This window comes from Haladaptatus caseinilyticus, from assembly GCF_026248685.1.
In the GTDB taxonomy this organism is placed as follows: Archaea; Halobacteriota; Halobacteria; order Halobacteriales; family Haladaptataceae; genus Haladaptatus; species Haladaptatus caseinilyticus.
In genome coordinates this window covers 220,491-236,357 of sequence record NZ_CP111041.1, presented here as the reverse complement: position 1 = coordinate 236,357, position 15,867 = coordinate 220,491, and the positions used below count along the sequence as shown (strand labels likewise).

The following is a 15,867-nucleotide window of genomic DNA, read 5'->3' as shown; positions in this document are numbered from 1 at the left end:
AAATGGACGGCCGTTTCATTGCAACCGTATCTGCGACCCACAGAGCGGTCATCGCTGAAACTTGGATTTGCGAATTATTCAAAGGCAATTGTCAACATTTCTTCTGCATACTGATTGCAGTTGACGAGTATACTGGCAGAGTTAAAACGGTGTTACCGTGGACAGCGCAAAAACAGATCAGTACTGCCGCCCCAATTGATTGCTGCTTGATCGAGTTCCCATCCATCCCGTGCAAGATGGTTAAGATGTGCTTCAGTCGCTCGTCAATCGGTTGCCATTCCGAACCATTTGGTCGACGTTTGACCATTTTGTAGTCATAGTGAGCAGTCATAGTAACCAACTACTGAAAAGCAAGCATTAATCTTGAACTTATTTGTTTCCGCTATCGGGTCGTTCTTCCCAGTTTTCGCCCTTGTATCCCAACTATCTTTCCAGAACTGTCTAAATTGACAGGGCGATGCTCCGCAAACACAGCAATGTCCTTCGGGAATTCCTCGGTAATCCGCTTACTTACCCGATAGACGGCCTGATTACGCTGTTGGTTTGAGGAATCACTCTCCCAACTAATACGCTCTCGATGGTCTTCGTCATGATCGCTCGGTATCAGCTTATTGCCTGTAGAGTTTATATCTCCTATTTAGGGACCACAAGCCCTTTGCGACATCTCAGAGTAGGAAATATAATGAATCACCGCCGTCAAGGTACCTGGCTCGTCGCAATCGGTGTCATCCTTTTCGTATTAACTGTCGTAGTCAGTGGGGCCCTTGCGCCACAGATTGGTTCCGTAGGTGATAGCGATAGCCGCCGAACTTTGGTGGGATCACAAGGTGGCGGGGCTGGTTGGCACGAGTATGGAAGTGTGTATCTTTTGACTGGGCGGAATATGACATGGCGCGAAGCCAGTGCAGGTAGCTATTTCGACGTGACGAAGACAAGCAATGGAACGGTATTGGCAGGATTTATGGATGGGGGTTATCAGAAATGTGCCCCGTATGGGTCTCCATGTTCACGCTCAGGATTTCGTGTGATTGATCCTACATCTTCCCCCCATGTCATCTCGGAATATAGTTTCCCAGTTCGTGATAAAAAGGATAGTGAAGTCCACGATGTCGAGATCCTCCCGTCAGGGGAATATCTGATGACCGATATGGAACACGAGCGCATCTTTACGGTGAAAAATGGAGCAGTCACGTGGCAATGGAATGGGCGTTCATTCTACGACGCGCCAAGTGATCCAACAAAGTCGGACTGGCTGCACATCAACGATGTCGACGTCATTGGTGATGGTCGATATCTGATTTCGGTACGGAACACAAACCAATTATTGGTCATTCAACGAGGCAAAGGTGTTGTCGAGGTAATCAACAAGGATACTCCAACGAGCTCTGATGAAAGCTGTGAACGATCGGGCCAGTTAGCAGATTATGACAATGATGGCGACGTTCGCTGTGGAGATCCCTCTGTGCTTAATCATCAACACAATCCACAGTGGATAGGAAACGGTGCTGTACTCGTTGCCGATAGTGACAATGACCGAATTGTTGAACTTCATCGCACAGAGAGTGGGGAATGGCGCCCTGTTTGGACGGTAGGAAGTGCTAGTGGCGTCGAATTTAATTGGCCACGTGACGCTGATCGACTGCCAAATGGAAATACGCTCATCACCGATACGCTAAACAGACGGATCGTCGAGGTGAATTCTAAAGGCAAAGTCGTATGGAGTACAAGAACACCACGGATCCCGTATGAAGCGGACCGACTCCCGGTGGGCGAAGCAGTCGGTGGACCGCAATACAGTTCAGATACGTCATCAATCGTTACGCCAGGGAATGACATCCCGATCCTCTCGTCGATCCTCGTTCTCCTTCGAGCGATTGTCCCAGCGACACCGTTTTGGTTCGGTGTTCCTCAGTTAGCTTTGTCACTGATCTCACTTATCTTGATTTTTATTGGTGGTGTTCAATATCTACGTCATTGATAATTGAAAGTCCTCAAGTTGTAGATGGACTGGCCGCCGTTCTATCCAACTGTATCTGCAACCCACCGAGAGGTCACAGCGAAAGGGAGGAGTAGTATATCGAGATTTTACTTCCGTGCCATCTGACAACATGGGGCTTATTCCATCCTCCGTTTTGTAATGTACAAACAACAAAATTCTAAATATAGATCTGATGTAATTATTCTCGATGAACCAATGATACGATCTGGAGTCGATATTGGTGGTACGTTCACAGATGTTATCATCTTTGACGACAAAACTGGAGAAATTGAAATAGCGAAGACCCCATCAACACCGACAAATCCGGCAGAAGGCGTCATTGATGGCCTGACAAAAGTTGAAACGGGTATCGGTGAATTGGAATTTTTCTCGCATGGTTCAACGGTCGGTACCAATGCTCTCATCGAACGGGAACTCCCTCGGATCGGGTTGATCACGACTGAAGGGTTCCGTGATGTGCATGAGATTCGAGATGCGACGAAAGACGAGCTGTGGGATGCATATGAAGATGTCGCAGATCCATATGTTCAGCGACGTGACCGACTTGAGGTTTCCGAACGCATCGATACAGACGGGAACGTCGTTACGCCACTTGATGAGGAAACAGTTCGCGAGGCAACTCGTATCTTCAAGAAACGTGGTATCGATACTATCGCTGTATCGTTGATCAACGCCTACGTCAATGGCGAACACGAACAACGAGTCGCTGAGATCGTCGACCAGGAATATCCCAGTGCGTTCGTCTGTACTTCCCATGAAATTCTTCCGGAGATGTTCGAACACGAGCGAACCAGTACAACGATCATCAATGCAGCGTTGGTTCCAGTCGTCCGTGAGTACTTAATCGATCTCTCAACACAACTCAGCGAGCGAAATTACGACGGTGACGTCCTCGCCATGCACTCTGGCGGTGGTGTAATGACAACAGAAGCTATCGCCTACTATGCTGCTCGTATCGCTAATTCAGGGCCTACTGCAGGCGCAATTGCGAGTCAGTACATCGCCGAACAATGTGGATTCGGGAACGCGATCGGCTTTGACATGGGTGGAACCAGCGCCGACGTCTCGCTCACTTTTCAAGGCAACATTGAGATGACTGATGAATGGTCTGTCGAATATGGCTATCCAATCATGTTCCCGTCGACAGACATCGAAACTATCGGCGCGGGTGGTGGCTCAATCGCCTGGATTGACGACGGTGGATCCTTACGCGTTGGACCGAAGAGTCAAGGAGCGGATCCTGGTCCTGCCTGTTATCTCCGAGGTGGGGACAAGCCCACAACGACCGATGCCAATGTCGTTCTCGGCTGGGTCGATCCTGACAAATTCCTTGGTGGCGATATGGATGCCACTGCCGACCCCGCTCGTGAGGTTATTGAACGCGACATCGCTGATCCGTTAGGGCTTGATCTCACCGAGGCTGCTTCCTCTATTGAGCGGATCGCGGTCGCTAATATGTGTAATGCTGTTCGTCTGGTTTCGACGAGCAAAGGATATGATCCACGGGATTTCGCATTGGTTGCCTTCGGTGGTGCTGGTCCAATGCATGCTGCCCACGTAGCGAAAGAAATGAGCATTCCAAAGGTCATTGTCCCTCCCTATCCGGGGATCAATTCGGCACTCGGCTGTCTACTAGTCGATGTTGAACATGACCTCTCACAGACGTTCATCGCCGACGCGTCAGGGGACGTCGTAGATGATATTGGGGATGCCTTTGCAAAAATGGAGAATGAGATTCACGACCGCCTTGCAAAGGAGGGTATCGACGATGAGCAAATGCGAATGGAACACGAGATAAAGATGCGGTATGTCGGTCAATGGCGCTCGTTGGAAGTGACCTGCTCACGGCCAATCGATAGTATTGAATCCATCAGAGAGCGGTTCCATCGTCAGCACGAACAGACCTACGCCTACTCTGATGAAGATCAATCCGTCGAGATATATGGCCTCCACGTCACCGGCAAAGGGGTAGTTGAAAAACCTTCGTTCCCAGAGATCGATCGAGATGATTCTACTAACGCCCGCCAGGGCACTCGTGAAGCGTACTTCACAGAAGTTGGGGAGTATGTAGACACGGCCGTCTATGACCGTACAGCACTTGGTTCAGGTGCTACCTTCGACGGTCCCGCGATTGTCGAACAGATGGACTCAACTGTCGTGATTCCACCTCAGATGGCAGCCGAAGTCGACGAAACTGGAAACATCATCATCACCGTCTAACCATGTCAGATACACAACCACAGCAGGAAATCGACCTCGATCCAGTCACGTTCGAGGTACTCCGAAGTTCGTTCACGAACCTCGTTGATAGAATGGCCGAACAGATACAGCGAACCTGCTACTCGTTCGTAATTTACAATCGTGACTTCAGCAACTGCTTGAACGATGCAGAAGGCAATACAGTGATGCAGGGTTCACAAGACATCGCCGTCCACGTTGGCACCCTCCACTACACCTGCAAGGAAACCCTCGAATACTTTGAGGGAGACATCAATCCCGGCGACGTCTACATCGTCAACGATCCGTATCTTGGTGGGACTCATATCAATGACGTTCGCATTATGCGTCCTGTGTTCCACGATGGTGAACTCATCGCCGTTACCCAATCGAATGGTCACTGGGCTGATGTTGGTGGTCCAGCTCCCGGTTCGTTCAACATTAGTGCAAACGACCATTTTGCTGAAGGGCTGCGCATTCCACCGCTGAAAATCTGGGACCGTGGCGAATTCCGAGACGATGTCGCGAACCTTTTGACGACCAATATGCGTCTCTCAGAGGATCGAATGGGCGATATGCGGGCACAAGCCGAAGCGACACGGATTGCTGAAGAACGTCTCCTCGAGCTTGTTGAGAAGTATGGTGCCGATACGGTGATGACCGCGTTCGATGAGTCGAAAGACTACGTTGAGAGAATGATGCGCAAGCAGATTCATGACTTGCCCGATGGCACTTGGCACACTCAAGACTACATTGATGCCGACCCCAACAAGGAAGAGGGATTCGTCACTGTTGACGTCGAAATGACCATCGATGGAGACGAAGTTCATTATGATCTTTCGGGGTCGGACGAGTACGTTGGTAACTTCCTGAATTCGACATTTGGAACTTCCTTTTCGGCAGTCATCGCAGGGACGAAGATGTTTTTCCCAGACGTGCCACTGAACTCGGGGATGTATCGAGTTGTCAGTGCTGAACTCCCGGAAGGAACAGTAGTAAATGCTCCAGAACCCATTCCAGTCACAGGATCAGTTGCCGGTGCATATGAGAAAGTAATGAATGCGATCTTTGAGCTATGGTCGGAGGTCTTGCCGGAGCGCGCTATGGCTTGTGCATTCAACCTCGAGTATCTACTTGCCGGTGGTCAAGATCAGCGGCCAGGTAGAGACGGCAAAGAGTTCGCTTGGTACGATTGGATGGCTGGTGGGTGGGGAGGCCGTGACGGCAAAGATGGCGCTACCGCTACAGCGCCAGTGTTTGGTGCTGGCCTTGCTGTCCAATCCTTAGAGGGTCAAGAGCGGGACACACCACTTTTGACGAGTGAACATTCCATCGTTACTGATTCTGCTGGCCCAGGGGAATATCGTGGTGGGTTTGGTGTTAGAAAAGGTGGCCAAATATTGGAATGTGACAATAGTGTCATCTCGTACTGCTCTGATCGTGCCCGGTCGATCACCTGGGGAATCAACGGTGGCCTTCCAGGAATCCCTCACGGTGTTACCCTCACAAAAGATGGGGAATCCGAAGATATGGGCACGGTCTTCTCAAGTATACCCATCCAGGAGGATAACGAATTTGTTCGTCCCTCCTCTGGCGGGGGTGGATTTGGCGACCCCCTTGACCGAAGTCCTCAGGATGTGTTAGTGGATGTTGAGGATGACTACGTGTCTATTGAGCGTGCAGCCAAGGACTATGGTGTAGTCATTGAGGAAATAGACCCAGATCGATGTGAGTACGAGATCAACCAAGAAGCAACGGAACAAAAACGCGACTATATCCGTGAAAACCGGAGAGAGTGGTTGCGTGAGGACCCCGAGATAGTTGCTAAACGCTACAATGAGGGCGAACTTGATACACTCGATCTCATCCGACGCTACGGTGTCATCCTCGATTGGTCAAGTGGGGAATTACTAAAGCGGACTACCGAGGATTTCCGAGAGATGCTAAGTGAACGCGCTGTTAGCGAGTGGTCGTAACTCCTAGTTTTTGATTACCCACTACTATCAGATAACTATCTGCGAACTCAACTTTCACTGTTCAGGAAGTACTTTGGGCCGCTGATGTACTGGCCGCTGCTTCATCCCAACTGTATCCGCGCCCCATCAAGCCGTCACCGCTGGGAACTCGGATTCACGAATCATTCGAAGAAGATCGTCGTCACTCGCTTTTTCCACAAATCGTCCCTGCTCGCGCACTCACTTTCGTTCTCGGTCAGAGCACATACTAAAGCTATCACGGAATTCCGATATGCCGATGCCGAAAGAATAGATAGAGGCATGCAATCGGAACATTGAGCAGCGGAATGACCATGAGATAATAGAGTATGGTTGGCTTCCACACAGAGTGATTACGGACATACTGCCGGTCAGAATACACAGCAGGCAGGGAGAGCAGTGCAGCTGCGTAACTCATGAGGATGATTCCTCCACCAAGATACGTCGTCAAATACCCTGAGACGTTGAGCGGGACAAATCTGGTGATACTCATCGTGATGATCGTTACAGTAAGCCAAAGAGCAAAAAACACTGGAATTGCGAGTATCACGAGCCACCATCGTCCAGAGTGAAGATACCGCTCGAACGACGACCTTGAAGAGAGTTCTGTAGTAACCATAGATCTTGTATTACTCCCTACAAGTAAATCCATTCCTAGAGTGATGAGAACAACCTGAATCCACCGGCTGATTCAAAACATCACTGAAAAAGCAATTCCACCAAGAAACACGATTCCAAGAGCCCCAAAGAGCTGCATGAGCCGCCGATACACAGTCGGTCGCTCCAACGAATCACCGGTAACTGCCCCAATCGCCCACACAAGACAGCCGAGACTGACTGCTGTGAATCCTCCAACAGTTGCGATAGCCCCACTACTCTGCCAATTGATCCCACTCGTCCAAATTGCATACAGCGACCAAATGGCCCAGGCCCCGACCAGCAGGCCAAGTGGGATACGCGGTGATCCGTATTCGAAGTTCGTCATTAGTGAGGATGACACGCTATGCGATAGAAATACTTTCTACTGATTTTTAACAGATTATTAACTGTTATTCCGTCTGTTCACTACTACTGTAGCCACGGCTCACTCCGGGAAGTGAATATTCGCAGGAACCCGAGTCTGCCCAAATGTCGTGAAATCCCGATCGAAGGCAAAGATATAGCCAATATCGTACTCACTTGCCAGTACCGCACTCGTGTGATCAACGAACGTAATCTGCTTGCTCATCAGCATGCCAAGACACGATTCAATACTCAACCCATCTTTATCGACCTAACTGTGATTAGCTATGGTTATTCGGAGACGCTATTCCCATCAGTGAGACACGATTCAAGCCACGAAATCTGGTCTGCAAGCGCTTCTCGGCCCGAATCTGTGACAGAATATTCGTTTGTTCGGCGATCCAACTTTCTTTTCTGTAGGTACTGAGCTTCAACGAGCGCGTCGAGATGGCGATAGAGTCGGCCGTTGTTAATCGTGTCCTCGTAGGCTGTTTCAAGAGCCCGCTTCGCAACAAGCCCGTTTACTGGCTCTTCACGAGCGACGACGGCGAGTAAATCACATCGAAAACTCGGAACATCGGTGAATGCTGGTTCAGCGCTCATTATTGACCTTCTCAAGTTCTTCGAGAGCCTCTGTGATAACTATTCGTTGGCTATTCTACATTCTAAATGTTCAAAATAATGTAGTAAGGAGATTGTATTCTTCGATAATGGGCTTAATTACTGTTGAATACTAGGAGTCTCAACCCTCACCAAACGGTGACTAACAAAAATAGACTCACGTAGTTTTTCAAGAATCACGTCAGCTGTGATTGAACAACATATTACTATTGCTTAACGTGTACGCAGTATCCGAAAGCAGCGGGTGCTTTTACATTTCTCATAGCAACCCTCATCACTCTTGCCGGATGTACTGGGAGAAGTCCCTCGAACCCAACACAAACCTCTACCAACTCACCGGCAACTTCCTCAAGCCACGTTTACTTCATCTCCTAGCTCATTTGAGGTCCATTTCATCAATGCGATACGGATATGGACATCGAGATTTGGTTACGGATTCATCGTTAGAGATCCTGTATATGAATACCGTATTTGTATACTGAATGCATATGCACACGCCCTTTCTCACCGCAGAACAAATTCGCGGATCCTCAAAGCGGAACGCACCTAAGCAAACCCCCTAATATACGCATTCCCCGGATTCGGACTCAAAAGTATGAGTAAATTGTCACTCCCCACTGGCTCGACGTCGTCGAGCCCTGCGGTCTGTCTATGATCGCTTTTGAAAAGAGAGAGTGGTACGTTAGTACGCTTTGGAGACGACCGGTGATCCACTACTATCGGAAACGGAAACGGTGTCACCGTCGTTGTTCCAAACCGCACCCGAACGGCCCCAGTAAACATCGCTGCTCGTATCCGACCCACTTCCCGTATGAATCGTAACTGTTTGGCCTAGACTGAGCGTTAGACTGGAGAACGTGTATGTCTTCCCTGATTCGTCCGAGATGGTCCAACCGGTTACGTCAATCGACGCCGAACCGGTGTTCTCGAGAACGACATACTCATCGTTCAGATTGTTGTTATCGTTGCCCGCTGCATCCTCGTGAATCTGTGCGATACTCACTGATTCACCACTACCTCCGGCATTCCGACAACTCCACGCATTCTGTTCGGCGTCCTGGGCCGACGATTCGGCACCGTAATACGAGCTGCTTTTCGAGAACGTTGAATCGTACACACGAGCCTGACCGGTCTGAATAAGCTTGTAGTTGTAGTCCTCGCCACCATAGTAGACGTAGGCAAGAAGACGACCGTAGTCTCCTCGGTGATCCGACTCGGAGTCAAATTTAAGCGTTACTTGTTTGCCTTCAAGATTGTTTTTCATGAACGCTGTTGCCCCCTCGCCTTCCGTACGGAGACAGTCCTTTCCGGCTTGTGTATTGGGTACCTCCTCCCACTCATCGGGAGTATTTTCACCGTACGTTTCAGGGGTATCGACGCCAAGCAATCGAACGGTATCAGTCGTGCCGTTTTCGTATTGCACGTCGAGGGTATCGCCATCAACCACGTTTGTTACCGTCACCTGTTGGCTACCGGTTATTTCGGCAGTAGCTGGTGTAACAACGACTGCAGCTGTTAAACCACAGACCAATACTATCGATACTGTTGCGACAACGATCTTTCCACGTCTGTTTTCGATCTTCACAGAACAGAATTAATCTAATAGCACAAGTAAATTTGTATTGTTTGAATGATGGAATAAATAGGCGAACATATCCTTACAATTTCTATACTGATGTGCCGACGTTCGTCCCCATGGCGAGCTAACCCCCACCTACCGAGCGGTCACCACCGAATACTCTGACGAACGTATCGCTACGAGAATACCGTTGTCAGTCGATTTATCTGCATACTCACTGCTAGCATTGGTGTCTGAAAAATGGTCACTATCACTGGAATTCTCAGTGTCGAAATAGAGATCCCAGCTCGAGCTCAGAGTAATCAACGCCAATTGTCCGGAGTGCATCCCATAGCGTCGCCTGATTGCTCGTCACAACAGGTTTATCGAGATCCTTTTCTAACTGTTCAATGATCTCGAAGGTTCGATAACCCGTACAGCTAATGAATATTCCTTCTGCATCCTCCCGATCCATACTTCGAGCTTGTTGATAAGCCGTTTCTGGGTGATACGCACAAATTTCTTCATCAGTCTGGCAGCTCAACCCGTATATATCGACGACTTCGTATCCCGATTCCTCAAGATAGTCGACTTCCAATTCGTTGAGTTCCTCTATATATGGTGTTGCAACTGAAATTGATTCGATACCGAGCGTGTCTAATGCCCGCTTGATTGACGCTGCAGTCGCAACCGCAGGTACCTCTGCAATGTCTTCGATTCGCTGTTCGATTTCCGTTTCAAATCCCTCGCCCTTGAGAAGACTACCAGTCGTACAGGAGTACGCGATTACATCTACGTTAGTCGTCTCAAGCAATCTTGCGCATCGCTCGACGTCGTGTGACATTCGCTCTAATGTTTCCATATCAGCAACCCCATCCTCAAGCAACATACGGGAAGCATGGACGGAGACACCCTCTGGCGTATGCCGAAAGTATTCCCCCTCACTCGTTCTATCAGACGACGTCACGACGAGTCCGAGCCGATTTCTCCACCCATACATTATTCTACTTGCTCCATGTCCGCTCCTCGCCTTTGGGTGTCTGTACTTCGTCCTGGCCAAAATTCTCGTTTCCACGACGGATTCAAGAGGCGATAGAGCCCAACGGTGAGCAAAGGAATAACAAGTACCGTAGTGAATAAAACAGCCAAAATTGGGTATACTTCACTGACGAGGCTGATAATACCGATTTGGGAGAGCAACATCGCGCTGAGGAGGATTAAAAGACCCATGGTTCCACGTTCCAAGGGAGAAAGACCGTCTCTGGCTGCAAAAAATCGGTAGTCCGACTTTTTTATATTTTCGTCGATACGCTCCGTGATAGAGTGGACGAACCCAACCCCGGTTTCAGTTAACGTCCACCCTATCGCTAGCCCGTAAAGAACTACCACAACAGGTGTGTCAAGCATCGCTAACCACGGCACGGACGCACCCATCACATTGTCATCAGGATAGTATGCTAAAATCGATAAATATGAGAGAACGAGTGGAATCGCGAGCATAACTGCGCTCAATACGCCCGATATAATCGCTTCTGATCGACTCTCCATCCGATCGATCAAGAAGAGCGGTGGAATAAAGCCGATAAGTGAATATCCAGCGTATATCAGAGCGGACTTGATCGCAGCAGTGACATTCGGATCGTCCACATATGCTGTACTCCCACGTTGAAGAACTTCAAGAGCTTGTCCACCGTTATTGACGAGGACATACCCGAACATGGTGAGGTAAACTGCATAAATAAACGTCGTACCATAAACGCTGAATCGTTCAATGGCTTCACGTCCAAAGTAAAGGACAAAGAAGATAAATCCGATAAGAAGGACATTTGCCGTAAACACTGGAACGCCCAGGATCTGATTCATCAGGTTGCCACCAGCAGAGGCGACAACTGCGATGATGACTACAGCTAGAATCACATAGATGGCCTCAAAGATAGGCCATCCGTGCCAAATGAGATTCTTCATTAACGACTTATAGTCATATAGATCAAATTGTCTTGAGAATTCGTAAACAAGGGCACCACAAATCGAGAGGACGGTCACATACGTAAGGATCGAAGCAATCCCGAGCGCTCCATATTGTGCTACGTACTCCACCACTTCTCGACCGGTTGAAAACCCTCCGCCGATGCTTACTGATTGGAAGACGATTGCAGGAACCACGATTCGTCCGATTCGTGATTTCGTGAGTCGTGTAAACACAAAACACAACTCGTTATCATTTGATGTTAAAGTTTTTACGCCGATTTTATGAAAAACATATGGTGTATGGTCGAATTTTGTTTTTCTCTGTCGGACTATTAAATAGGGGGCACATTTATTTCTAGATGTCTATGACGATACAAACACTTCCCCAAACATCTCGATCAAGAAATAACCACATTATTGCGAATTTTCATATGATAGTTTGTCTCTACAAAACTCAACCGACCACTTGTATGTGGCTTACAAAGCCTTTGACGATCATGACTACATCATAACCGACGCCTTCGTTGATGATCGTGGATGTTTAAACCAGTTCGATTATAGCGAACATATTAGTGATGTCCCATGTTATCTTCAAACATGGTAAATCACAACGGAAAATCCACTTCATCGGTATCCACTACGGAAACTTCTTTCACTATAATTGATACGATCCGTGCGCATGACGGTATCCGATTACGTCAATTAACCGATGAGCTCGAGCTTTCGAAAAGTACTATTCACGCACATCTGACCACCCTTAGAGACGCGCGATATGTCGTGAAAGAGGGCGAATTCTATCACTTGGGGCTAAAATTTTTTGAGATGGGCGAGTATGTCATCTCCCGCAAGAAGATTTATGGGATCGCCGAAGACGAAATAAATGCTCTTAATGACCGAACGGATCGGATAGCAGATTTTAGCGTTGAGGAACATGGTAGAGTCGTTTCACTCTATAGCGAACTCTATGATACTCAATCTTCACTGCTCAGTGATCGCCGTACGTTTTACATGCATAACACCGCGTCAGGAAAGGCCATCCTTGCCGAATTTACTAGGTCCCACGTGAAGAAAATAATAGAACAGTGGGGTCTCCCCCGTGAAACCGAGCATTCAATCTCCACCCTGGATGAACTTTTGACAGAACTTGAAGAAACACGTGAGCGAGGATATGCTGTTAACGATGAAGAGGTCGTCACTGGCCTATATTCTGTCGCGAGACCGGTTCACTACCCTGATGGTCGCGTTTGTGGAGCAATAAGCCTAGATAGTCCAAAATATCGCATTAATAAATCTACTCTCGATAATATAGTTTCACATCTTGATCAAACAGTCCAGAGTGTCGAGCGAAACCTGTGAAATATCCGCCGTGGTCATCCAAGGTTTCACACAATTTCCCATGTCATGTACTGGTCGTGACCGTTAGCACATGTGCTGGCTCTCGTTCCGGAATGTGATTGCCGCTCTCTCATTGCTAATTGGTACTGTCAGCGAGAGGTTCGGTGGTATTCGTTATTGTCTATATTACTAGTGATGAGACCCGAGATATACCAGTTGTACCGTCAAGAGAGTCTGTTACGATGAAAGAATAGTCAATCAGGAGTATCCGAGCGCCTCGGCCGCACCAAATAGGCGTTCGACGATGAGAATTGCGAGTAACACAATGACGATATTAATCGTCGACACAGCCGCGATAACTGGACTCGCTCCAAATTGCATCTGCGCAAAGATCCGCACTGGGATTGGAGTCATACCTGCACCCTGCAGAAACACCGCAATCTGGAGGTTTGAATAACTCACGACGAAGGAGAAAATCGCAGCAGTAAGTAAACCGGGCAAGAGGGACGGAAAGGTAATCCGAACGAATGTCTGGATCTCATCCGCCCCGAGATTCATCGCTGCTTCCTCAGTGCTTCGATCGAAATTATTCATTGCTGCGAGGATGCTGCGTGTCGCATACGGTGTTGTATACACCGCCAGCGCCAACGAGAGACCGAAGAGATTCCCGACGAGGCCGAAATGCTGCAGGAAAAGCAACAATGCAAGACCGAGGATAATCTGGGGAATCATCAAGGGAAGGAACGTCGCAGCATCGAGTAAATTCCGGAAACGGAAATCGAATCGACCGATAGCATAGGCAGCGGTCGAACTGAGTAGAATACCGATGATCGTTGCAAGAATCGAATATTGGAAACTTACCAAGAACGACGAGACCCAGGAGTACCGTGAGAAGACGGCTTGATACCACTTTAGCGTCAACCCATCTGGTGGGAAAGCGTACAGATCAGAGGGGTTGAAACTGATGAGAATTGCGAATATGACCGGCAAGAGCAGATAAAGGAAGACGACAGACAGCAAGACCACATAGAGCAACTGTGACAATGAAACGCCACCGATGGTTTTTGAGAGATCGATTTTGTTGAGCACACTTGCTCCACGGAACTTCCGTGACCGGCCTAAATCGCTACTCATGCAGCATCACCGCCGACTTGGATATCCGTTACTCGGGTGTAGAGGTAGACGAGAACGAGCGAGACTGCCAGTAAGATGAACGACATCGCCGAAGCGAGCGGCCAGTTCAGATTGGTCGTTGCAGCGTCGTAAATGAACGGGGCAATCATCGGAACCTTTGGCATCCCGATGAACACTGCTGTTGCGAACGTACCCATCGTCAATACGAACGAAATAAGCGTTGCTCCAATCACACCTGGAAGGGAAAGCGGTAGCGTGACATAAAGGAACGTTTGCAACTGGTTCCCGCCAAGGTTGAACGCTGCCTCGATGAGTTCCTGGTCGATAGTATAGAGAACACTCATCAGAATGAGAATTGCAAACGGCATGAGGACGGATGAAATGGCGATGATGACGCCAGGTTTCGTATTCAAAAGCGTATACTGGAGGCCGAACACACCGAGTATTTGATTGATGATACCGCTGGAGCCCATCAGCGCGAACCATCCGAATGCTCGAACGACGTTCCCGACGAGCATTGGCGCGATTACGAGGAGAACGAGTACCTGCGAGTAGCGCCAATTTGAGAAGACGATAAAATACGCAATCGGATAGCTGACGAGGATGGTAAACACTGTTGAGACGACACTAATCTCCACCGTGACCAGAAGTGCTCGACGATACAGCCCGGAAGAGAGAAACGTTGCATAATTATCGAGCGTGAATCCTGGGACCATTGTCGCGATGGGGTCGTTGTGATAGAAGCTCACAACGAATACATACAGGATTGGGATGAAGAAGAGAAAAAGCATGTACAGGAGATATGGTCCGGCAAGTAGATACCCAGCATATGACTCGTCCTTGTGTCGTTGGATGAATGAGCGGAATTGTTCGTGGAGTATGGGTAGCCGTCTTGTATCGAATCTCCATCGAGTACTGGTATTTGATCGGTCGCTCATGCGACACCCCGTGGAATGATGAACGGCGATTCACGATCGAATCCGAGATTGATCCGCTCACCTGTTGTATGTGTATGCGTTCCTTGCAGGTTTTGCTGTGCTACGTGAAGTCGCTGATCATTCCCGACTTCTATAAAATACTCCATCCGAGAGCCCAGATATGTCGCCTCGAGAACTGTACCGGAGAGTTGGTTCTCTATGGAGCCACCATCTGCAGAGGGTTCGACATGGAACCGCTCAGGTCGAAACAGTAACGTAACTGATTGCCCAGGTTCAATGCTGTTATCATTAGCCTGTCGATCCAAATCCACTCTATCTCCCGTTTCCAATGAAACTGCATAGCCATCAGAATTGACAGCATCGACTGTGCCATCGATAAGATTCGCATTGCCGATGAAATCGGCGACGAATTCATCGTTTGGTGACTGATAAACTTCTTCCGGAGTCCCGATTTGATGGATCTCCCCGTCGTTCATCACCACCATTCTGTCTGAGATGGTTAGTGCTTCCTCCTGGTTGTGCGTAACATACACCATTGATACATCCAGTTCGCGATGTAATCGGAGGATCTCGAGTTGCATCTCTTCTCGCAGCTTTTTGTCGAGGTTCGACAGAGGTTCGTCGAGCAAGAGGACGGACGGTTCAATGACGAGTGCTCGAGCGAGCGCCACTCGTTGCTGTTGCCCGCCGGACAACTCCTTCGGATATCGTCCTCCTAATCCATCAAGGCGTACCATTTGGAGTACTTCACTGACGCGATCGTCTATCTCACTTTGTGGCCGACCCTGCATTTCGAGACCGAATGCGACGTTATCTGAGACGGTCATATGTGGAAAGAGCGCATACTGCTGAAACACCATTCCCGTATCACGATTATACGGCGCCGTTCCGGTCACTGTTTGACCATCGATCTCGATACTGCCTTCGGAAGCAGTCTCGAACCCAGCGATCATCCGAAGCGTCGTCGTCTTCCCACACCCAGATGGCCCAAGTAAGGTCAATAATTCACCATCTTTTATTGATAGATCGATATTTTTGACCGCGGTCACTTCGCGGAAACGTTTCGTGACGCCAGACAGGTTGACAACTGATTGATTCATG

14 protein-coding genes are annotated in these 15,867 nt (G+C 48.7%); 4 read left to right on the top strand and 10 right to left on the bottom strand.

From position 1 onward, the window contains the following. Window positions 1–682 precede the first annotated feature (682 nt). The 3 genes from OOF89_RS21180 to OOF89_RS21170 all read left to right on the top strand — a co-directional run bounded on the left by OOF89_RS21180 (window position 683) and on the right by OOF89_RS21170 (window position 6,192). Window positions 683–1,978, top strand: a complete 1,296-nt coding sequence (locus OOF89_RS21180; protein WP_266082705.1) for an arylsulfotransferase family protein — start codon at window positions 683–685, stop codon at window positions 1,976–1,978. Between the two features lie 216 nt (window positions 1,979–2,194). Then, window positions 2,195–4,219, top strand: coding sequence for a hydantoinase/oxoprolinase family protein (locus OOF89_RS21175; RefSeq protein ID WP_266082703.1), 2,025 nt, complete (start codon window positions 2,195–2,197; stop codon window positions 4,217–4,219). Window positions 4,220–4,221: 2 nt separating this feature from the next. Continuing rightward, the gene (locus OOF89_RS21170; RefSeq protein WP_266082701.1) at window positions 4,222–6,192 is read left to right on the top strand and encodes a hydantoinase B/oxoprolinase family protein; all 1,971 of its coding nucleotides are present in this window, start codon (window positions 4,222–4,224) and stop codon (window positions 6,190–6,192) included. A 256-nt stretch (window positions 6,193–6,448) separates the two neighbouring features. Here OOF89_RS21170 and OOF89_RS21165 read toward each other — a convergent pair whose 3' ends face one another. The 7 genes from OOF89_RS21165 to OOF89_RS21135 form a co-directional block, all read right to left on the bottom strand. After that, entirely contained in the window at window positions 6,449–6,829 is a 381-nt protein-coding gene (locus tag OOF89_RS21165) for a hypothetical protein (RefSeq protein WP_266082699.1), read from the bottom strand. Between the two features lie 72 nt (window positions 6,830–6,901). Then, window positions 6,902–7,195 carry a hypothetical protein gene (locus OOF89_RS21160; protein ID WP_266082698.1) on the bottom strand — a complete coding sequence of 98 codons (294 nt, stop codon included), beginning with the start codon at window positions 7,193–7,195 and terminating at the stop codon, window positions 6,902–6,904. Window positions 7,196–7,294: 99 nt separating this feature from the next. Beyond that, on the bottom strand, window positions 7,295–7,438 hold the full coding sequence (locus OOF89_RS21155; protein WP_266082696.1) for a hypothetical protein: 144 nt from the start codon (window positions 7,436–7,438) through the stop codon (window positions 7,295–7,297). A gap of 65 nt (window positions 7,439–7,503) precedes the next feature. Then, window positions 7,504–7,815, bottom strand: a complete 312-nt coding sequence (locus OOF89_RS21150; RefSeq protein ID WP_266082695.1) for a PadR family transcriptional regulator — start codon at window positions 7,813–7,815, stop codon at window positions 7,504–7,506. A gap of 700 nt (window positions 7,816–8,515) precedes the next feature. After that, window positions 8,516–9,295: a lamin tail domain-containing protein gene (locus OOF89_RS21145; RefSeq protein ID WP_266082693.1), complete on the bottom strand. Its 780-nt coding sequence runs from the start codon at window positions 9,293–9,295 to the stop codon at window positions 8,516–8,518. Window positions 9,296–9,674: 379 nt separating this feature from the next. Further along, entirely contained in the window at window positions 9,675–10,280 is a 606-nt protein-coding gene (locus OOF89_RS21140; RefSeq protein ID WP_266082691.1) for a maleate cis-trans isomerase family protein, read from the bottom strand. A gap of 110 nt (window positions 10,281–10,390) precedes the next feature. After that, complete coding sequence (locus OOF89_RS21135; protein WP_266082689.1) at window positions 10,391–11,554, bottom strand: YkvI family membrane protein; 1,164 nt, start codon at window positions 11,552–11,554, stop codon at window positions 10,391–10,393. 402 nt (window positions 11,555–11,956) lie between these two features. Between OOF89_RS21135 and OOF89_RS21130 the strand changes: the two genes are divergently transcribed. Continuing rightward, the gene (locus OOF89_RS21130; protein WP_266082687.1) at window positions 11,957–12,715 is read left to right on the top strand and encodes an IclR family transcriptional regulator; all 759 of its coding nucleotides are present in this window, start codon (window positions 11,957–11,959) and stop codon (window positions 12,713–12,715) included. Window positions 12,716–12,952: 237 nt separating this feature from the next. On the opposite strand, the gene OOF89_RS21125 is transcribed toward OOF89_RS21130, so the two are convergent. From OOF89_RS21125 to OOF89_RS21115, 3 genes are read right to left on the bottom strand one after another with little or no spacing between them, the layout of a single operon-like run. Further along, on the bottom strand, window positions 12,953–13,828 hold the full coding sequence (locus tag OOF89_RS21125; RefSeq protein WP_266082685.1) for an ABC transporter permease: 876 nt from the start codon (window positions 13,826–13,828) through the stop codon (window positions 12,953–12,955). Next, complete coding sequence (locus tag OOF89_RS21120) at window positions 13,825–14,766, bottom strand: ABC transporter permease (protein ID WP_266082682.1); 942 nt, start codon at window positions 14,764–14,766, stop codon at window positions 13,825–13,827. Before OOF89_RS21120 ends, OOF89_RS21125 begins: the two co-directional genes overlap by 4 nt. Beyond that, window positions 14,763–15,866, bottom strand: coding sequence for an ABC transporter ATP-binding protein (locus tag OOF89_RS21115; RefSeq protein WP_266082681.1), 1,104 nt, complete (start codon window positions 15,864–15,866; stop codon window positions 14,763–14,765). The genes OOF89_RS21120 and OOF89_RS21115 overlap by 4 nt, the downstream gene beginning before the upstream one ends. Window position 15,867 lies beyond the last annotated feature (1 nt).